General features: G+C 43.5%; 20 protein-coding genes. 2 read left to right on the forward strand and 18 right to left on the reverse strand.

The window, feature by feature from the left end; translation table 11 throughout:
• Positions 1–11 precede the first annotated feature (11 nt).
• The gene (locus EC846_RS17825; protein WP_123775942.1) at positions 12–1,529 is read right to left on the reverse strand and encodes a CoA-acylating methylmalonate-semialdehyde dehydrogenase; all 1,518 of its coding nucleotides are present in this window, start codon (positions 1,527–1,529) and stop codon (positions 12–14) included.
• A 165-nt stretch (positions 1,530–1,694) separates the two neighbouring features.
• Between EC846_RS17825 and EC846_RS17830 the strand changes: the two genes are divergently transcribed.
• Positions 1,695–2,576 carry a LysR family transcriptional regulator gene (locus EC846_RS17830; RefSeq protein WP_123775943.1) on the forward strand — a complete coding sequence of 294 codons (882 nt, stop codon included), beginning with the start codon at positions 1,695–1,697 and terminating at the stop codon, positions 2,574–2,576.
• Between the two features lie 66 nt (positions 2,577–2,642).
• Here EC846_RS17830 and EC846_RS17835 read toward each other — a convergent pair whose 3' ends face one another.
• The 4 genes from EC846_RS17835 to EC846_RS17850 all read right to left on the reverse strand — a co-directional run bounded on the left by EC846_RS17835 (position 2,643) and on the right by EC846_RS17850 (position 7,026).
• Entirely contained in the window at positions 2,643–4,079 is a 1,437-nt protein-coding gene (locus EC846_RS17835; RefSeq protein WP_123775944.1) for an amino acid permease, read from the reverse strand.
• Between the two features lie 192 nt (positions 4,080–4,271).
• Complete coding sequence (locus tag EC846_RS17840) at positions 4,272–4,631, reverse strand: RidA family protein (RefSeq protein WP_123775945.1); 360 nt, start codon at positions 4,629–4,631, stop codon at positions 4,272–4,274.
• A 10-nt stretch (positions 4,632–4,641) separates the two neighbouring features.
• The gene (gene alr / locus EC846_RS17845) at positions 4,642–5,745 is read right to left on the reverse strand and encodes an alanine racemase (RefSeq protein ID WP_123775946.1); all 1,104 of its coding nucleotides are present in this window, start codon (positions 5,743–5,745) and stop codon (positions 4,642–4,644) included.
• Between the two features lie 24 nt (positions 5,746–5,769).
• On the reverse strand, positions 5,770–7,026 hold the full coding sequence (locus tag EC846_RS17850; protein WP_123775947.1) for a D-amino acid dehydrogenase: 1,257 nt from the start codon (positions 7,024–7,026) through the stop codon (positions 5,770–5,772).
• Positions 7,027–7,165: 139 nt separating this feature from the next.
• Here EC846_RS17850 and EC846_RS17855 point away from each other — a divergent pair, with 139 nt between their 5' ends.
• Positions 7,166–7,633 carry an Lrp/AsnC ligand binding domain-containing protein gene (locus tag EC846_RS17855; protein ID WP_004773316.1) on the forward strand — a complete coding sequence of 156 codons (468 nt, stop codon included), beginning with the start codon at positions 7,166–7,168 and terminating at the stop codon, positions 7,631–7,633.
• A gap of 59 nt (positions 7,634–7,692) precedes the next feature.
• Here EC846_RS17855 and EC846_RS17860 read toward each other — a convergent pair whose 3' ends face one another.
• From EC846_RS17860 to EC846_RS17920, 13 genes are all read right to left on the reverse strand, one after another.
• On the reverse strand, positions 7,693–8,061 hold the full coding sequence (locus EC846_RS17860) for a ribonuclease E inhibitor RraB (protein ID WP_005255750.1): 369 nt from the start codon (positions 8,059–8,061) through the stop codon (positions 7,693–7,695).
• Positions 8,062–8,187: 126 nt separating this feature from the next.
• Positions 8,188–8,670, reverse strand: coding sequence for a GNAT family N-acetyltransferase (locus EC846_RS17865; protein ID WP_123775948.1), 483 nt, complete (start codon positions 8,668–8,670; stop codon positions 8,188–8,190).
• A 25-nt stretch (positions 8,671–8,695) separates the two neighbouring features.
• Positions 8,696–9,361 carry an RluA family pseudouridine synthase gene (locus EC846_RS17870; RefSeq protein ID WP_004773344.1) on the reverse strand — a complete coding sequence of 222 codons (666 nt, stop codon included), beginning with the start codon at positions 9,359–9,361 and terminating at the stop codon, positions 8,696–8,698.
• Positions 9,362–9,462: 101 nt separating this feature from the next.
• Positions 9,463–9,915, reverse strand: a complete 453-nt coding sequence (locus EC846_RS17875) for a hypothetical protein (protein WP_123775949.1) — start codon at positions 9,913–9,915, stop codon at positions 9,463–9,465.
• A gap of 571 nt (positions 9,916–10,486) precedes the next feature.
• Positions 10,487–11,374, reverse strand: coding sequence for a DMT family transporter (locus EC846_RS17880; RefSeq protein ID WP_123775950.1), 888 nt, complete (start codon positions 11,372–11,374; stop codon positions 10,487–10,489).
• Positions 11,375–11,446: 72 nt separating this feature from the next.
• On the reverse strand, positions 11,447–12,148 hold the full coding sequence (locus EC846_RS17885; RefSeq protein WP_123776000.1) for a hypothetical protein: 702 nt from the start codon (positions 12,146–12,148) through the stop codon (positions 11,447–11,449).
• Between the two features lie 43 nt (positions 12,149–12,191).
• Positions 12,192–12,767: a DUF4126 domain-containing protein gene (locus EC846_RS17890; protein ID WP_123775951.1), complete on the reverse strand. Its 576-nt coding sequence runs from the start codon at positions 12,765–12,767 to the stop codon at positions 12,192–12,194.
• Positions 12,768–12,894: 127 nt separating this feature from the next.
• Positions 12,895–13,038, reverse strand: a complete 144-nt coding sequence (locus tag EC846_RS17895; RefSeq protein ID WP_004637424.1) for a zinc ribbon-containing protein — start codon at positions 13,036–13,038, stop codon at positions 12,895–12,897.
• Between the two features lie 336 nt (positions 13,039–13,374).
• A complete protein-coding gene (locus EC846_RS17900; RefSeq protein WP_123775952.1) occupies positions 13,375–14,808 on the reverse strand; it encodes a hypothetical protein in 1,434 nt (477 codons plus the stop codon).
• A gap of 75 nt (positions 14,809–14,883) precedes the next feature.
• Positions 14,884–17,490: a Fe/S-dependent 2-methylisocitrate dehydratase AcnD gene (gene acnD, locus EC846_RS17905; RefSeq protein ID WP_123775953.1), complete on the reverse strand. Its 2,607-nt coding sequence runs from the start codon at positions 17,488–17,490 to the stop codon at positions 14,884–14,886.
• A complete protein-coding gene (gene prpC / locus EC846_RS17910) occupies positions 17,490–18,647 on the reverse strand; it encodes a 2-methylcitrate synthase (RefSeq protein WP_123775954.1) in 1,158 nt (385 codons plus the stop codon). Before prpC ends, acnD begins: the two co-directional genes overlap by 1 nt.
• A gap of 269 nt (positions 18,648–18,916) precedes the next feature.
• Positions 18,917–19,801 carry a methylisocitrate lyase gene (gene prpB / locus EC846_RS17915; RefSeq protein WP_004773358.1) on the reverse strand — a complete coding sequence of 295 codons (885 nt, stop codon included), beginning with the start codon at positions 19,799–19,801 and terminating at the stop codon, positions 18,917–18,919.
• Entirely contained in the window at positions 19,794–20,504 is a 711-nt protein-coding gene (locus tag EC846_RS17920) for a GntR family transcriptional regulator (protein ID WP_005255772.1), read from the reverse strand. The genes prpB and EC846_RS17920 overlap by 8 nt, the downstream gene beginning before the upstream one ends.
• Positions 20,505–20,916 lie beyond the last annotated feature (412 nt).

Consider the following 20,916-nt stretch of genomic DNA (forward strand, 5'->3'; position numbering starts at 1 on the left):
CCGTGATCCCCTTAACGTAAACTAATGGTCGTGTTTACACCGCCCACTTCGTGGCTGTCTTCAAACCAGCGACTGGTAATGGTTTTGGTTTGGGTATAGAACTGCACTGCCTGTTTGCCGTAAGGTCCCAAATCACCAAGTTTTGAACCACGGGAACCGGTAAAGCTAAAGAATGGTACAGGCACAGGAATCGGAATGTTGATCCCCACCTGACCGATATCAATCAGGTTCTGGAAAGTACGCGCAATCGCGCCACTTTGCGTGAATAATCCTACGCCATTACCAAATGGATTGGCATTGATCAACGCAATCGCTTCTTCAAGCGTATCAACACAAATAATCGACAGTACCGGGCCAAAGATTTCTTCTTTATAAATACGCATGTCGGTATTCACGCCACTAAAAATCGTCGCCCCGACAAAGTTGCCAACTTCATAGCCTTGCACCTGAACATCGCGACCATCAAGTAACAGCTCAGCCCCTTGCTCGACACCGCTATGAATCAAATCCAGTACACGGGCTTTGGCACGTTTTGAAATGACTGGGCCAATATCGGTATTTGGCTCATGCCCTGCATTCACTTTTAAAGTCTTGGCTTTTTCAACCAATTCTGGAATCCAGTGTTTACTATCACCGACCATCACCGCAACTGACAACGCCATACAGCGTTGCCCTGCTGCACCAAAAGCCGCACCCACCAAGGCATTCAGGGTCTGTTCCTTATTGGCATCTGGCATTACGGCGACATGGTTTTTGGCACCCATCATCGACTGGACACGTTTGCCATGTTGTCCTGCAAGGTTATACACATGCGTACCGACCGCAGTCGAACCAACAAATGAAATCGCTTTAATATCAGTATGGGTACATAGACGATCCACCACTTCTTTACCGCCATGCACGACATTGAGCACACCCGCTGGAATGCCTGCCTGAATCGCCAGCTCTACCAGCATCATGGTTGAAAGCGGATCTTGTTCAGATGGTTTTAAAACAAAGGTATTGCCACAGACGATCGCCATCGGGAACATCCACAACGGAATCATGGCTGGGAAATTAAACGGCGTAATGCCCGCGCACACGCCCAACGGTTGCTGCAAGGTGTAGGTATCGACACCACGTGCCACACCTTCAACATACTCACCCATTTGCAAGGTACCGACTGAACAGGCATGTTCAACCACCTCCAAACCGCGTTGAATATCACCTTCCGCATCCGCCAGCGTTTTACCTTGTTCGGCAGTCAGTACCTGTGCAATTTCTTTCATGTTGGCACGAATCAGTTCTTGCAGTTTGAGCATGATACGCATACGTGCCTGAATCGGGGTTTGACGCCATGAAGCAAAAGCGTCTTGTGCAGCTTGGATCGCAGCATCAACTTCCTGAGTCGTTGCAAAGGGTACACGACCAATCACTTCCTGAGTCGCAGGGTTCACAATATCTTGCCATTGCTGTGTTTCAGACTCGATAAAATTGCCGTTAATGAGTAATTTGGCGGTTTCCAACTGGATGTTCTGGATTGTATTCATAACCTCTCCATAGGTCGTATTTTTATTGTGTTAAATCATCGGAAATACACTTTGGTGGTATTTTCCTGATTGGGCTTTTATCTGAGACTAACAAAGAAAGCTTTGACCACCAATGGAAATTCATGCACGATTATTGTGCAAATATGCACAGGGAATACAATAACAATGAAAGTGGATTGGGATCATCTACAATTTTTTCTGGTTTTGGCAAGAACCAAGACCTTGACCAATGCAGCACGCGTGATTGGGGTCGAACATAGTACCGTCGCCAGACGCATTCAGGCTTTGGAACAGGCTTTAGGCACCACTTTATTTAAACGTGAAGCAACGGGGTATGAGCTTACCCTTGAAGGTATGGCGCTAGTCCCACGTGTTGAACAAATGGAACAGGCCTTTTTACAGATTGATAAACCTCATCAGCCTTTACAAGGTCGTGTGCGAATTGGCACACCCGAAGGCTTTGGTACCGCATTTTTAGCCCGTTTGCTGGCGGAGTTTTCGATCCAATATCCATTGCTCACCATTGATCTGATTCCCGTACCTAAAATGATTAAGCTGTCGCATCGTGAAGCGGATATTGTGGTGTCGATTGAGCGGCCAACCTCAGGGCCTTATATTATTACGCGACTCTCTGATTATTGTTTAAAGATTTATGGCAGTCAGCACTATCTGGCACAAAACCCGCCAATTCGTGGGCTGGATGATTTAACCCAACATCGTTTCGTCAATTATATTGATGATCTGGTATATAGCCCTGAGCTGTATTGTCTGGAACGCTTACCCTTGAAGCTAACCGCCAACTTCCGGAGCAGCAGTATTCTGGCACAACAAATTGCAGTGAGTGCAGGCGCAGGACTGGCCATCTTGCCCAAGTTTCTGGCCGATGATAAACCTGAGCTTGAAGCCGTGTTACAACAGCAAGTGCGCTTTACCCATACCTTCTGGATGCTGACTTTTGTGGATCTACAACACGATCCGCGCATCAAACTAGTTTGGGACTATTTACGTAAACAGGCAGATCAATACCAACAGTTACTGGTGGATTAAACCGACTCAACCAAAGCATAAAAAAGCCGATCTCTATAGATCGGCCTTTAATCAATTCGCTATGATTTATTGCACCAGTTCTCGACCGAGTTTTTTCATTCTTGGCTTATACAGCAACTGATAGGTCACCGCCAACAGAATCACCCATAATGGACTGACATAGAGTGCTTTTAAGGTATCTGGTTCCAATACCAAGATCACCAGTGCAAATAGCAAGAAGGCAATCACGACATAGGACATGAATACACCACCTGGCATTTTAAACTTCGATTGAGCATGCAATTCTGGGCGTAACTTACGGTAGCGGATATAGCACACCATAATCAGACTCCAGACACTAATGAACAGAATCACACAGAGGGAGCTTGCCAAAGTAAAGGCTTCAAGGGTATTCGGTACAAAGTATTGCAGTACTGCTCCACCCATAATGAACACACATGAAAAGATCAAACCATTAGCAGGTACAGCACTTTTTGATAATCGCCCAAATGCATTTGGCGCTTGACCATCTTTAGATAGCCCAAACAACATACGGCTGGTCGAGAATACCCCACTGTTCATGGAAGACATGACCGAAGATAGCACCACCAGATTCATGATAATGGCTGAGGTCACAATCCCTGCATTCATGAACAATTCCACAAATGGACTCTTGTCCGCACGAATAATATTCCATGGCGTGACCGACATCACTACCAGTAAAGCCAGTACATAAAACAGAATAATACGGATCGGAATCGCATTAATCGCTTTTGGCAGGTTCTTATGTGGATCTTTGGTTTCAGCGGCGGTCGTTCCAATCAGCTCTACTCCAACAAAGGCAAAGACTGCGATCTGGAAACCCGCCAAGAAACCATCCAGTCCTTTAGGGAACATCCCGCCATGAGACCAGACATTACTGAGCGATGCGACCGTCCCATGCGGAGCCTGAAAATGGCTAAAGATCATATAGCCACCAACACCAATTAAACCGAGGATAGCCAGAATCTTAATCAAAGCAAACCAGAATTCAACTTCACCAAACAAACGTACCGTCAGCAGGTTTAAGAACAGCACAAACAGGACACAGCCTGCACTGATCGCGGCCTGCCCGATCGGGGTAAACATGGTGCCTTCAGGCAGCCAGAAAGTTAAATAATTGATCACGGCGGCAAGATCGGCAATCCCGACCAGTACCCAGCCCAACCAGTAGGTCCAGCCTAGATAATAACCAGCCCAAGGCCCAATCAGGTCATGAGCCATGTCCACAAAAGATTTATAGTGTAAATTTGCCAGCAGCAACTCGCCGAGTGCACGCATCAAAAAGAAAAACATCCCGCCGATAATCATGTAAATAAACAGAATCGATGGGCCTGCAAGTGAAATGGTTTTTCCTGAGCCCATGAACAGGCCCGTACCGATGGCACCACCAATTGCAATCAGTTGCAAATGGCGATTAGAGAGTTTGCGCTGCAAGTCATGGGGCGACTGTTCGCCTTCTGACTGTTGATGTGTAACCGTCATAACAAAAGTTCCTTTTTACGATTCCCTCATGAGCCAGCCTGTTATTGTTGTGCTATTGCTAGCCGTCCATTCCTGCGGGCTGACTCATTTTTAATTGCAAGAAAATACGTATCTCACTACGTTTTATCTACTGCAAATACGTTACTTTTCTTCTTTTTTTATATTTTTTAAGCAAAAATAAAGCGGATCGTTTTATTTTTGTGCTGCAACAACCGCAATTTCGATCAACCACTTTGGATTTACCAGATCAGCCTGAATGGTCGCGCGTGAAGGCGCAACATGACCTTTTAACCAGTCAATCCAGATGGTGTTGACCACAGGGAAATCTGAAAGATCTTTTAAAAACAGTTGCGCAGAGAGCAAGCGAGATTTATCTGTCCCTGCTGAAGCAAGTAACTGTTCGATCGTTGCAAGGACTTCATGGGTTTGTCCTTCAATATCTAGATCCGCATTTTTAGGCACCTGACCAGACAAATAAACCACCTTATTGAATACGGTTACCGCACTCATCACTTCGTTGGTGTTGATCTTTTGAATATTTGAATTTGACATGATTATTTCCTTATTCCTGATTGATAAAATTGACACGTGCCGTCACGCCGCACATCAGTTCATAACCGATCGTGCCTGAGGTCGCTGCGACATCGTCAATAGGTAAAATTGTTCCTGTGCTGGATTGGCCCCATAGCACTACTTCACTGCCCACTTGCGCATCACTGATCGGGGTCAAGTCCACCGCCAACATATCCATGCTGACACGACCAATGGTTCGGGTCCGAATCCCATTGACCAGTACTGGCGTACCTGTTGCTGAAATGCGTTGGTAACCATCGGCATAACCACAGGCCACAATACCGATCCTGATTGGCTGTTCGGCCACATAGCTGGAACCATAACCAACACTTTCATTGGCATTGAGCTGTTGTACAGCAATGATTTCGCTGCGCAAGCTCATGGTCGGTGCAAGGCCCCAGTCCTGAATGCTGTGTTTGGGGTAATCGGGAGAACTGCCGTACAGCATGATGCCGCCACGTACGTAATCCGATTGCAATTGATTTTGATATCTTAAGATTGCAGCACTATTACTGACCGATCTTTCACCCGGTAAATCCTGAATCGTGGCTTCAAATTCGCTGAGTTGATAGTCAATGCCCTTCTGACCAAAACGCTCTCCATCCGCATCAGAAAAATGCATCATATGAGTCACCGAAGCCACTTGCTCAGATGAAGCCAACTGCTGCCAGATCTCACGATATTGCTGTGGCTTGAAACCTAAACGGTTCATGCCACTGTTCATTTTCAGGAAAATATCAAACTGTGCTGGATACGGATGGTGCTGTAACCAGACCATTTGCTGCTCGCTATGCACCGTAAAACTTAATTGGTACTGCACACAATCAAACAAGTCTTGTGGAGAGAAAATTCCTTCAAGCAGTAAAATCGGGCCTGTCCAACCTAAAGCACGCAGACGTTTTGCTTCCTCGATATCGAGTAAAGCAAAACCATCGGCACTTTTAAAAGATTCATAGACGCGTTCAATCCCATGCCCATACGCATTGGCTTTGACCACAGCAAAGACTTTGCTGTCGGGTACAGACTGCCTGACCACCGCCAGATTCTGGCGTAAGGCTTGGGCATGGATCACCGCAGTAATCGGACGAGGCATACTAAACTTCCTTGTAAACCATATTTATGCGGCGTGTGAATAACGCTGAATAGATAAACCATCTGTACTGATATCTGGACGATGATTCATCACCAGATCACTGATCAACTTGCCAGAACCACATGCCATGGTCCAACCTAACGTACCGTGACCGGTATTCAGGAACAGATTCTTATATTTTGTTGCACCAATAATCGGGGTACTGTCTGGGGTCATCGGACGTAAGCCTGTCCAGAACGATGCCTGAGTCAAGTCGCCACCTGGGAACAAGTCCTGAGTCACCATTTCCAGCGTCGCACGACGATCTTCTTTCAGACCTAGGTTAAAACCACTCAGTTCTGCCATACCACCGACACGGATACGCTGGTCAAAGCGCGTTAAGGCAACTTTATAAGTTTCATCCAGTACCGTTGATTGTGGTGCAAATTTTGGTTCTACAATTGGAATAGTCAGTGAATAACCTTTCACTGGATAAACAGGCAAATTCAGCTCAAGCGGCTTGAGGAAATCACGTGAATAACTACCAAAGGCCAAGACATAGCGATCGGCAGTCAGGACTTCACCATTGACCACAACACCTTTGATCTGATCGCCTTCAACAATCAAATTTTCGACATTTTGATCGAACTTGAAGTCCACGCCCAACTCTTGCGCCAGTTTTGCTAAAGCATTGGTAAACAGGTAACAATCGCCTGTTTCATCATTCGGCAAATGTAAACCACCCACCAGTTTATCGGTAAAGGCTAAAGCGGGTTCTACAGCCCCCAGCTCTTGAGCATTCAACAAATCGAAATCAACGCCACACTCTTTGAGTACTTCAATATCACGCTGCACCGCTTCAAGTTGTGCTTCGCTACGGAACACCTGTAGCGTACCCTTGGCACGGTTTTCATAGTTGATGCCTGTTTTCGCTCTTAAGTCACGTAAGCAGTCACGGCTATATTCTGCAACACGCATCATGCGTTCTTTATTCACCGCATAGCTTTGTGGATTACAGTTTTTCAGCATCTGTGCCATCCACTGCAACTGCCACATGCTGCCATCAATATTAATGGCTAATGGTGCATGATGCTGGAACATCCACTTGACGGCTTTAAAAGGAATACCGGGAGCAGCCCACGGCGTTGAATATCCTGGGGAGATTTGGCCTGCGTTACCAAAGCTGGTTTCTTTTGCAGGTCCTGATTGACGGTCAAGCACCGTCACTTGCGCACCTTGTTGTGCAAGATAATAGGCACTTGCCACACCAATGACGCCACTTCCTAAAACGATTACGCGCATTGTCGTTCCCTCACGCACACACTAGTTTATTTAACTAGTATATTTTTGGATCAATAGTTTTTTTCACTGATTTTATAGGTATAATCTAGGTAATTTGATGTTTTCGTCACGGAAAAATTAAAATAAAAGGGAATATATGATGCGTAAATTAGACCGTATTGATCGCCTGATTTTAGATATTTTGCAACGTGAAGGTCGTATTGCGATTAGTGAACTGGCTTCACGGGTCAACTTATCGACCACGCCTTGTTCAGAACGGGTCAAGCGTTTAGAACGTGAAGGCATCATCATGGGCTACTACGCCCGACTTAATCCAGAATATGTCGATCGTAACCTGTTAGTATTTCTGGAAATTAAACTGTCAGCAAAATCAGGCGATGTATTTGATCAGGTCGCACGTGATTTGGTGGATATCCCAGAAGTATTGGAATGCCATCTGATTTCAGGGGAGTTTGATTATCTGGTGAAGGCACGTCTTAAAGAAATGAGTGCCTACCGTCGTCTCTTAGGGGATTTACTAAAAAAACTGCCGGCCTCTGCTTCATCGCATAGCTATGTGGTGATGGAAGAAGTGAAAGAATCTTTGTATCTGGATATGGGTGTGTAGCATCCAACCATAAATAAATAAAAGCCCTTTTCAGGGCTTTTATTCAAACAGCAGTAAGATTACTCATCTTCTTCATCGTAAATATAGCTCATACAACCCCAGCCATCATATTCACCATTAAACTCCTGCGCGATACGCGTCATCCATTCTTCCAGATCTGCAATATCTTCGTATTCCAGCGTCATGTTAACGTGAATATTCAGAACCCACAGATCAGAACCGTCCGAGTGCTGTTCTTCCTGAAACAGGGAAATTTTCTGTTCTTGATGCAAAAGGTGTAAAGCACATTTTTCAATTTGCTCCTGCTTCTCAAAAACAATCGAAAATTCAACTTCATGTGGCTCATTCAGGTCATTGCCATCTTCAACCATTTGCCACAGTACGTTGCCGTTATCATTATCTGGAAATTTGTCATAGTCACGTGTCATATGCATATCCTTTGTTGTGTTTTAGAGTTGATATTTGGCTATAGGTTAACCGATTTTTATTTCAATTTTTATACGTGTTAATAGGAATATTGTAGTCAAAAAATGATCAACCCAAAATATCTTGGCTTACTGATTTTCAATACAGTCTAAGCACAACACCACTTGATCTAAACAACGAATCCCATTTTCATAAATCGGTGCTGGATAATCTCTAAACACATCACGTTCTATATGTGACATACGAAAGCCACATTTTTGATAAAGCGCCAATTGATCCAGACTGGAGTTGCCCGTCTTGACCCATAAAGTATGGATATGCATCTGTTTGGCAGATTCAATTGCATGTTGAATCAATCTTTTAGCCAAGCCCTGCCCTTGATGATTTTCGACCACAGTCAGATTTTTAATTTCAGCTTGATCATTCGTTTCCAGTAAACACAACTGGGCAATGATTTGTGCCTGCTCATCCAGCATCAGGAATAGATTCGATTGAAACAGATAACTTGAAACGTGCACCCAATCCGGATCGGCTTCGAGTAGCAAAGTCCTGAGTTGTGCTTGTTGCGCAGGCAGCAAGGTCTGCCAGAGCACCTGTTGAATCGAATACATCAGCCTGCCTATTTATTGTTGTCTTTTAGAATTTTACCTCAGAATGAATTTCAATTTCATGCAACTTAAGTGGATGCTGAAATGCTAGATAGGCAGCATGTAGTGCCATGCGTTTTAAATGAAACTTGGCAGGCTCAGGATGATAGAGTTTATCGCCCATGATCGGATGACCAATGTGCATCATATGCACCCGCAGTTGATGTGAACGACCTGTCACTGGCTCCAAACGAACACGGCTTTGATCAGTTGCCGCATCATACTGGATGCGTTGGAATAAGGTTTTGGCTTGCTTGCCCAGCTCAAAATGGACGATCTGACGTGGACGGTTTTCCCAATCGGTAATTAGTGGAACGTCAACACTCCCCTCGGCCTGAATTTCACCTTGTACCAGTGCTTCATAGTATTTTTTGACGGTTCGTGCCTGAAACATTTTACTGACCGCCACTTCTGCTTCCCGATGCTTGGCAAACATCAACAGCCCAGAGGTCGCCATATCCAGACGATGCGTCACTTTGGCAGCTGGATGCTGTTCTAAAACCCGTAAATAAGCACTGTCTTGATGCTCGGGTAAACGCCCCATGACAGACAATAGTCCCGCAGGCTTATTCACCACAATCAAGTCCTCATCTTCATAGATGATTTCTAAAGCGTGTTGCGGAGGAGCATAAATAAAGTTGTCGTTTAAAGGCATAAGAAAATAAGCAGGCAGACAAAGGGACAAAATGAGCAGCGATTATAGTGCTGCAAAACAGTTTCGCAACAGGCTTATTTATAGGCAAGGCAATTGAATCATTAAGAATGGGCTTTAATGCCTTTGCTTAAGTTATCTTTATATTTCTCTTCCAGAATGACAATGTCCCGATTTAAAAAGGCAATCAGGTAGTCTTTTGCCCGCGCCAGACTCAACTGTTTAAATGCAATGGTTTCTTTGGTTTTACGAGTCACCAATCCAAATACATCCTTTTTAGGAACAATCACCACAAGATCACTATCCAGCTTAAATTCCAGTTGTTGTGACTTGGCATAGGCATCCAGCGTAATTGCAAGAGTTTGATCGGTATCAAGATCGGTCACTATAAAACTAGTATCAGCACCGTTGAGCTGTAACTGACGAACCAGTTGCTGACGCCAGCTCATCTCGTCAAATTTGCTTAAAATCGTGGTCAGGTCAAATGTCCCCATCGCATCAATTTCATTGCGATTCATCTGATGTGGATAGCGAATTTTAAGTTCAAACTGATTCATTATTGTATTGACCTGTTCCTGTGATCATGTTTTGATTTTTAGGTATAGAAAAATTATATCATTTTGTTTTTTAATATAAAAATATCGATTTATCTTCATATTGGCAGGATTACAGGATGGAGGTCACATTCGTTTTTGCTTTTATTGATGCAGTTTTTATTATTTAGCGCTGATTATTATTTTCTATTTGGTTAAATTTTTTAGGGTATCAAGGGAAAACAGAGGTTGTTTACTTCAACACCTATGACTTTGTAAGCCATAACCTTTGCCTATAAACTTTTGATCTATAGCGTCCTAAGCCGAATCGAGACCTTTTGGGTACGTACACACTTGCTTTGTAAGCGTCGGTGCATGCTACTCTTTTCGATCCCTTTCACACCCTTGAGACATAGTTTAGGCAGATCTTGGTGGGATTGTTTTCCTAAAAAGTGCTATTTTTAACGCTCAATGAAATAAATTTGCATACTAAAAGACAAATATTGAAATATTTCCCACTTCCATTAAAAAACTACGATTTATATTTCGATAAATTCAAATTTACATGTGTATTTTTTCAAATAAGACTTCTAATTTAGGCCCAAATCACCATAATCGCGGCGACAATGACCAGCCACAGACCCAAATGATCAGTTTTGGCGAGCTTTTCTTTAAAGAAAAAGGCCGAAATCAATAGACTAAATAAAATTTCCACCTGACCCAGTGTTTTGACAATCGCCACAGTTTGCATACTCATCGCACTAAACCAGCCCACTGAAGCTAGAAAACTACAGATACTCACTCTCAAGGTCAGCCCAACGCGCTGCCACATTTTGTACAAGGTCGGTCGACTAAAAAATCCGAGATAGATCAACAGTACGATACATTGAAAGCTGATCAGACTGCACAACACCCAAGCCGCCCGATGCAAAAATGGCAACATGCTCAGCTCTAAACTGGCTTCACGAACCAATAAAGAGGTGATGGCAAAACACAGCCCGCTACCCAATCCAATCATCAAGGTTTTTAGAGAAAGATCGGACTGCTGCTTACCTTTACTAAGTAAAAATACTGCCAATGCCCCAATCACTACCCCGACCCAGCCCCATGTGCTGAGATGTTCTTGCAAGAACAGCACACCGACCAAGGCAGCCAAGATCGCTTCACTTTTGGCCAGTCCCACGCCAATGGCATAGTTCTTTTGCTGGAATAGTTTCACCATCAAGGCAGTCGCATAGATCTGGCTAATACCTGCAATCACGATATAGAACCAGAATTTATCGGAAAAATGCACGGATGCGGTGACGGGCTGATGTAGATAGAGAAAGGTCAGATAACTAAAGGCAAAGATGGGGGAAAAGATGAATCGGGCCAGTGTGGTGCCGTAGACATCCACAGTGGTACTGAGTTGTTTTTGAAATGCATTGCGCCAAGCCTGCATAAATGCAGCCATCAGGGTGAACAGAATCCAAGTGATCATCATAAGCTTGAACGCAATATCAAAAGTGAAGCTAATTTACGCTGTTCTGACTGGTTTTTCGATAGTCGTCAGTGCTTAAAAACTTAAATCATCAAAGTCTTTCACTTTGGACAAATAGAGGGGTGCCTGATTGATTTTGCTCCACGTTTCTTTAAACCTTGGGTCTGCTTCTTCATCTTCACTCATATTTTTCCGTATCACTTTTTTGCCTGTTAAAAAGTTAATACTGGTTTGGCTTTGAATAAGAGGACCATGATTACTTGAATCATCATAGCCAATCAGACGCAGATCACTGCCTTCTAAGCGAAACAGATAACGCCAATAACCATAACGTCCATGCGAATAATAGACACTCAATAGATTATTTTTAATTTCCATCCATAACTCAGGTGGGAAATAGACACCGCCATCTTCATTTTCCGAGCTAAAACAACTGAGGTTGCTGACAACAGGTTTATATTTGCCTTTTTGATTCAGCAATACGATTACACCACGGCGGTTGCGGTCTAAATGTCCACGATACTCATCATGTACAAAGGCTTTGGAATCAGTGGCTTTGACGATCAACACCACATCCTTCAAACCATCTTTATTGAGGTCGCCTTCAATCGCTTGAAATAATTGATATTTCGCAGGGACATAGGCTTTATAAGTGACTTTATCTTTGCGGAGTTTCAGTTCTTCTGCTGTTGGTTGTTCTTGAGCAAAGCTGACTTGTGGCAATGCAGATAGGCTTGAACAAGCCAAGATGAATGCAATACATTGTGTTTTTATCATCATTTTTAATTCTTCATTCAGGTTGTTATTGCTGTTATGACACTTATATAGAATGGCTGAGTTTCTCTTGTTTTTTCGAACGAATCCAGCGTGCGGCAACAATAATAAGAACAATCACCAAAACCGTAATCACCACAGGCATGATAAAAGCCAGAATCGACAATAAGATCGAGCCAATCAGTTCACCTGTAGCAACCACAAAATTACCCAGTCCACCTGTGGTTGCTGTCGAAACCCCGCGTGCTGCTACGGTACTCATTTGCACTACGCCTGCTGTTCCACCACCGACAATCAGTGCCGCTGCCCAAGTGGCAAACTGGGACATTTCACCACTGCTCACCGCCATCGTGGTCAATGTACCCGCCACTACAGCCGCAGGTGTGGCAATGGTATCTAATAGGTTATCGACCCAAGGTACATAGTAAGCTGCAATTTCACAGATCGTGGCAAAACCTAATGCCATACACACCGATGGAAGTGCCAACCATTCAAAGCCTTGAGCAGGTTGATACCATCCCATTAAGGTAGCAATGCTCATCGCCAATAGCGGAACAAAGACACGAAAGCCACAGGCTGCGCTGAGTCCAACGCCAATACAGAGTCCTAAAATCGTTTCCATCACGGATTACCTTTCTATGCCTATGACAGGTCTTGTTATTTAAATCTTATTTTTAAGGTAACAAAAAGCCCTATCAAGGGATAGGGCTTTTATTCAAACAGTGGGTAACTGTTTGGTATTTTGCGGCTTAGGCATTCTTACTGTTGAATTGATTGCCAAGGCATTTGGTACACGGAGGTAAACGATCAGTACCAATTTCTAAATAGGTGCGGTGTCCGCATTGAACACAAAAATAGAAGCCTGTTCCAGGTTTTTCGCCAGCAGTTACCATCTTTGCTCTCCATAGATTTTAGAAATGGTATATATACTATAGCGTGATAGTTTTGATTATTTATTGACCTTTCCGACGGGTGGTGATGGCGGAAAGGTGAAGGATGGAATGTGTACATTTTTTCTATACACGCGTTAGGAATTATGCGGATTGGCGACTTACCACTTTTTTCCTATGATGAGTTCATACAGGAACAGGATATTCCGGAACATAAAATAATAGTAGGTTCAAACATCAGATCGTGAGGTACGATGGGAGTCATATCTAGCAACCAAATATAGAAAAGCCCAACAGGATGTTGGGCTTTTCTATAATCATTTTAAGTAAAAATTTAAATCAATTGTTTTCTAATCTTTTATTACTTAAAGGGATATTTCCATTTTTTGTGGGGAGAGAGGGAAATTTAACTCGACCAACTGCTTCTAAAATAGATTTTCTACATTGTGTTGCAAATCTGGCATTCTTATTATCCTTTAAATATTTAGCCACTAAAAAAAGATCGGGGGTAAATACTAATGCAGTCGAGCCAACTAAGGCAGCAGAGCTACATTTATCAGTGAATGGATTAGGTCTTTCTTCTAAAGGAAGTAAGCGATAAGCATTTCCAAAGAGTACCGATTTAGCGGGTACTAAAACCTCTTCTCGTTGTAGATCTTCATGTATATTCAAAGATAATTGTCTCAACTTATCAATATTGATAGCCTTATTATCTTTTCCCTCAACCTCTCCAATTAGTCGCCCCTCTTCTGACTCAAAAACTGCATCAAATTCTGAATCAGCATCCTCATATTGAGACACAGAGAAGCCTAAAATTTCTAATGCATCTAATATTGCAAACTCTAAAGGTTTTCCTTTTTCAAATAATAAATTTCTTAATTTACTTAGCTGGTTTATTCTTTCTAAAACGTCTTCTTTTTCAGCAGATATTTTACTTAGTTTTTCCTCCAAAATAAGTAATTTATTATTTTCTATCTCTTCATTCTTTAATTTAAATTGATCAACCCTCGCCCAATCTGGTTCTACTGTTAAATCTCCGTCTTGCTTAACTGATTTTTCTAAGCTAACTATCTGTTTAATAAAATTATGAGAAAATTGTTGACCTATTACACTCCATTCTTCTTGTTCTTCATCAAAAAAGGAATCGTCTGAAAAATTTATATTAGGCAAACCTATTAAAGCTCCATTTGAATTACTTGCATTCAAAATAAAACCTACTGTTTTATCTCCATGTTTAGTTTGCAAACAAGGTACAACAGCTCCTTCAACTAATACTTGATATGAGGAATTGTCACCAAGGCTACTCCAATAGGTAGATACTACTTCTGATTTTTTAGGTGCTAATTTTATTTCTTTACCTTTCGAATTTGTAATTTTCAACTTAATAGGCAACATATCATAATTAGTATATGAAGTTACTATTCTAGTAGTTTGCCTATTTTTTCCAGTACCAGAATATTGTTTTTCTCCTGTTGCTATAAATACCTCTTGCAACTTATCTAAGAAAACAACAACTAACTTCCCATGATCCATTGCTGTTTTTATTTCTCTTTTCCAGTGCTCTGTTTTAGATTTAAGAGTAAAGGAATCATAATCCGAAAGGCTTTTTTTCCCTTGAAAATAATCTCCTCCCCTAAATAAGTAATCACTAATATCAGGCTGGATTAAAATTATATCCCAATCTAACAACGAAGTTTCTGAATTAAAATCACAATATTCAGCATCATCTCCATACAAAGAAAAGCCAATTGTTAAAATTTTCTTTTTAGCCATATTCTATATCTTTAAAAAAAACCCTACTCTAAAGTAGGGCTTTTATTAAAGATAATCAACAAGATTAGTACATTATCAAGCCACTTGACCTTCTAAAAAGTCTTGTGCAAAACGCTGTAATACCCCACCCGCTTCATAAACAGAAACTTCTTCTTCTGTATCTAAACGGCAAGTCACAGGTACTTCAACAATCTCTTCTTTACCATCTGCTGTAGCGCGTTCAATCACCAAAGTTAAAGTCGAACGCGGTGCAATATTACCAATTACGCTATAAAGCTCCGTACCATCTAACTTTAAGGTTTTACGGTTTACACCTGCTTTAAACTCAAGCGGTAAAACGCCCATACCGACCAAGTTAGTACGGTGAATACGCTCAAAACCTTCAGCCACAATCGCTTCAACACCTGCAAGACGTACACCTTTCGCTGCCCAGTCACGACTTGAACCCTGACCATAATCCGCACCCGCCACAATGATCAACGGTTGCTTACGGTTCATGTAGGTTTCAATCGCTTCCCACATCCGCATCACTTCGCCTTCTGGCTCGACACGCGCTTTTGAACCTTGCTTGATCGTGCCGTCGGAACGAACCACCATTTCATTAAACAGTTTCGGATTGGCAAAGGTTGCACGTTGTGCCGTCAAATGGTCACCACGATGGGTTGCGTATGAGTTGAAGTCTTCTTCAGGTACGCCCATTTTGTGTAGGTATTCACCCGCAGCCGAGTCCATCAAAATCGCATTCGATGGTGACAAGTGATCGGTGGTGATATTGTCACCCAAGATTGCCAACGGACGCATATTGGCTAGGGTACGTGGTGCAGCCAATGCCCCTTCCCAATATGGTGGGCGGCGGATATAGGTACTTTGCGGACGCCAGTCATATAACGGACTTTCAGCTTGTTCAAATTCACCCAAGTCAAACATTGGAATATAGACTTTACGGAACTGTTCAGGCTTCACCGCTTCTTTCACAAGTGCATCAATTTCAGCATCTGAAGGCCAGATATCTTTCAGGTAAATTGGATTACCTTCTTTGTCTGTACCCAGCGCATCTTTTTCGATATCAAAACGAATCGTTCCTGCAATTGCATAGGCCACAACCAACGGCGGAGATGCAAGGAATGCCTGTTTTGCATATGGATGGATACGACCATCGAAGTTACGGTTACCCGAAAGTACCGCAGTCGCGTATAAGTCACGATCAATGATTTCTTGTTGAATCACGGGATCAAGTGCGCCTGACATGCCGTTACACGTAGTACATGCATAGGCGACGATACCAAAACCAAGTTTCTCAAGGTCACCCAACACGCCCGCTTCTTCAAGATACAGCGCAGCCGCTTTTGAACCCGGTGCAAATGATGATTTCACCCAAGGCTTACGCACTAAACCTAGCTCATTGGCCTTACGAGCCAACAGACCTGCGGCAACAGTATTACGTGGGTTTGAAGTATTGGTACATGAGGTGATGGCAGCAATGATAATAGCGCCATCTGGCATTAAGCCATCGGTACGATTCTCAACTACACCAGCAATACCTTTCTCTTTCAAGTCAGCCGTAGACACACGCGCATGCGGATTTGATGGGCCTGCAATGTTACGAGTCACCGTCGAAAGATCAAAACGAAGTACACGTGGGTACTCAGCTTTGGTCATATCAGATGCCCAAAGACCAATTTCTTTGGCATATTGCTCAACCAAAGCCACTTGCGCATCTTCACGACCAGTCAGACGTAAATAATCAATCGTGTTCTGGTCAATATAGAACATTGCCGCAGTTGCGCCATATTCAGGTGTCATATTCGAAATGGTGGCACGGTCGCCTACAGACATGCTGTCAGCACCTTCACCGAAGAACTCAAGGTAAGCACCAACTACACGCTCTTTACGTAAGAACTCGGTTAAAGCCAGTACGATATCGGTTGCAGTAATACCTGCTTGACGCTGACCTACAAATTCAACCCCAATGATGTCAGGTAAACGCATCCAAGACGCGCGACCGAGCATGACATTTTCAGCTTCTAAGCCACCGACACCGACTGAAATCACGCCAAGCGCATCGGTATGTGGCGTATGTGAATCTGTACCGACACAGGTATCAGGGAACGCCAAGCCATCACGATTTTGAATCACTGGAGACATTTTCTCCAAGTTGATCTGATGCATGATGCCGTTGCCCGCAGGGATCACATCGACATTTTTAAAGGCAGTTTTGGTCCACTCAATAAAGTGGAAACGGTCTTCATTACGACGGTCTTCCACTGCACGGTTTTTCTCAAACGCATCAGGGTCAAAACCACCGTATTCCACTGCCAAAGAGTGATCGACGATCAACTGGGTTGGCACCACAGGATTCACTTTGGAAGGATCACCGCCTTTATCTGCAATCGCATCACGCAAACCAGCAAGATCTACCAGTGCGGTTTGACCCAAAATGTCATGACAGACGACGCGCGCTGGATACCATGGAAAATCGGTATCTTGGCGACGTTCGATCAATTGCTTTAGGTATTCTGTTAAATTTTCTGCATCAGCTTTACGCACCAGCTGTTCAGCCAACACTTTCGATGTGTACGGCAGAGTTGCATATGCGCCTGGCTGAATATCCTCAACGGCTTGACGCACGTCATAGTATTCGAGCTGGGTACCCGCCAGCGGTTTACGATATTTTGTGTTCATTAACCACGCTCCGCCAATGGTATAAATTCAAGATTTTCAGGGCCAGTATAGTTGGCACTTGGACGAATGATTTTGCCGTCCTGACGTTGTTCAATCACATGCGCAGACCAACCCGCAGTACGAGCAATCACGAATAATGGCGTAAACATGGCTGTTGGAACGCCCATCAAGTGATAGCTCACCGCACTAAACCAGTCGAGGTTCGGGAACATATTTTTCACTTCTTTCATCACAGCTTCTAGGCGCTCAGCGATCAAGTACATCTTGGTGTTATCTTGTGCTTGCGCCAAGTCGTGTGCCACTTTCTTGATCACTTCGTTACGTGGATCAGAAACTGTATAGACTGGGTGACCAAAACCAATCACTACTTCTTTTTTCTCAACGCGACTACGAATGTCAGCTTCTGCTTCATCGGCATTGTCATAACGCTGTTGAATCACAAACGCTACTTCGTTCGCGCCACCATGTTTAGGGCCGCGTAACGCACCGATACCGCCCGTAATTGCCGAGTACATGTCTGAGCCTGTCCCTGCTACCACACGAGAGGTAAATGTAGATGCGTTAAACTCATGCTCTGCATACAGAATCAATGAGGTGTGCATGGCTTGAATCCATTCTTCCGATGGCGCTTCGCCATGCAGTAAATGCAAGAAATGTGCAGCAATCGAATCGTCATTGGTTTCAACTTCGATACGACGACCGTTGTTGCTGAAGTGATACCAGTACAACAACATTGAACCCAAGCTTGCCATCAATTTATCCGCAATGTCTTTTGCGCCAGCTTCGTTGTGGTCTTCATGTTCTGGGGTTAAGCAGCCGAGCACAGATACGCCAGTACGCATCACATCCATTGGGTGTGCAGATGGTGGCAATTGCTCAAGTGCTGTTTTCAATGCTGCTGGTAAGCCGCGGAGTGCTTTTAATTTTGCTTTATAGGCTTTGAGTTCGGCTTTGTTTGGAAGTTTGCCGTGTACCAGCAAGTGTGCCACTTCTTCAAATTGGCTGCCGACAGCAAGATCGAGAATGTCATAGCCACGGTAGTGTAAGTCGTTGCCGCTGCGGCCTACGGTACAGAGTGCAGTGTTGCCTGCAACTTGTCCGCTGAGTGCAACTGATTTTTTTGGTTTGAAGCCTGTTGTTGTTTCATTACTGCTCATAAGATTGTCCTTTTTATATCCTTAGGTGAATTTCGTAGCGGTGTCTTACCGAACTCTCATCTTATTTGAGGATAAGCCTTCGGCCGGACTTACTTTTGACGGATCAAAAGTAAGCAAAAATCCTTTGTTGGCCTGACGGTACTTCCCTGCTACCGCAGCCCAACGTGGCGGCATCCATGCCGCCTTCACGATTCTTAAGTCTTTCATAAAAGAAGGTCTTAAATTCGTGAAATCCCTCTCCCTCTGGGGGAGGTTAGGAGGGGGTAAAATTATTTATTCTTCGCAAAAGTTCCATCAAGATACTGTTCAAACGCATGGTAGTTAATGCGTTCATACAATTCTTGACGGGTTTGCATAGTATCGACCACATTCTTTTGCGTGCCTTCTTTACGCAATGTCTCATAAACATTTTCTGCGGCCTTGTTCATGGCACGGAATGCAGAAAGTGGATAGAGCGCAATGCTGACATCGGCAGAAGCCAGTTCTTCAGTGGTAAATAATGGCGTAGAACCAAATTCAGTGATATTGGCTAAAACAGGCACTTTGGTCGCATTTGCAAATTGCTTATACATTGCCAATTCAGTAATTGCTTCAGGGAACAGCATGTCTGCACCTGCTTCAATATAAGCACCCGCACGGTCAATCGCAGCTTGTAAGCCTTCAACCGCAAGCGCATCTGTACGTGCCATGATCACAAAGCTGTCATCAGTACGTGCATCAACTGCGGCCTTGATACGGTCTACCATTTCTTGCTGAGTTACAATGGCTTTATTTGGGCGATGACCACAACGTTTAGCGCCAACCTGATCTTCGATATGCATCGCAGCAGCACCGAACTTGATCATCGACTTGGTGGTACGTGCGATATTAAACGCAGATGCCCCGAAACCTGTATCCACATCGACCAACAATGGCAGATCACACACATCAGTAATACGGCGTACATCGGTCAATACATCATCAAGGTTACTGATACCCAAATCAGGTAAACCCAAAGAACCTGCCGCAACACCACCACCAGACAAGTAGATCGCTTTATAACCTGCACGCTTTGCCAATAAAGCATGGTTGGCATTGATCGCACCCACCACTTGTAATGGTTTTTCATTTGCGACCGCGTCGCGGAATAGCTGACCAGCAGACTGTTTAGCCATGTTGTTGTTCTCCTTGATTTTGTAGCAATGTTTGCTCAACAATTTTGTAGGATGCGTTGATATGACGGTGCATCAGCATTTCAGCCAGCTCACCATCACCTTCGGCAATCGCATCTAAAATGCGGATATGTTCATCCCAAGCTTTGCTCGGACGATCTGGGGTATTTGAAAACTGGATGCGATACATACGAATGAGGTGATACAGCTCATCGCATAACATTTTTTCGAGGGTTTTATTGCCACTGCTTTTGATAATGCAGTAATGGAAATCGTCCTGACCTTCTTGCAGATAATAGCCTTTACCTGCTTTAAAATTTTCATCTTCAGCATGCATACGCAATACATCACGCAAGGCCAGAATCTGTTTTTTATCAATATGCTGGGCCGCCAGTTTGCAGGCCAAGCCTTCTAATGACGCACGAATTTGATAGAGCTCTTGAAACTGTTGCAGTGACAATGACACCACACGCGCACCAACATGGGCAGTACGCTCAACCAATTTCTGTCCTTCCAGACGGTGAATAGCTTCACGTAGCGGGCCACGGCTAATGCCATAAATACGTGCCAGCTCAGGTTCTGAAATCTTGCTGCCCGCAGGAATTTGTCCCAACACAATTGCCGACTGAATTTGCTTAAATACGTGTTCCGTCAGGGTCATTCCCTGACTGGTGCTGATGGCTTGAGGAACAAGGGTATCTTGCATATTGTCGACAATCTCTATAGTTTTGATGACTTTATAACGAGGTATAACAAAAAATGCAATAGGATTGTCGACAATAAATTAGGCTGATACTGTCAATCCAATGGCCTTGACACACGTATATTGTCTCTTGGCAGAATTATTAAAATAAAATATAAAACAATAACTTAAATTCAAAATACAGGATCAGATCTTAGGTCTTTTCATTGCCCTTTCAGAGCTGCTACTTTTTATCCTACGACCATGGTATGACAGCTTGATTGTAGACAATCTTTATAATTGAGCAATCCCGACAAATTTTGTAAGTAAATACTGCACCAAAATGTAAATAACAGCGTGCTTCATGCAGTCTTTATTGATACATTATTGGGCATCGAAGGTTCCGCTCATGAAGCGCAACTTCCCCAGACATCTA

Source organism: Acinetobacter sp. BIGb0102, assembly GCF_003815055.1.
GTDB lineage: Bacteria > Pseudomonadota > Gammaproteobacteria > Pseudomonadales > Moraxellaceae > Acinetobacter > Acinetobacter vivianii.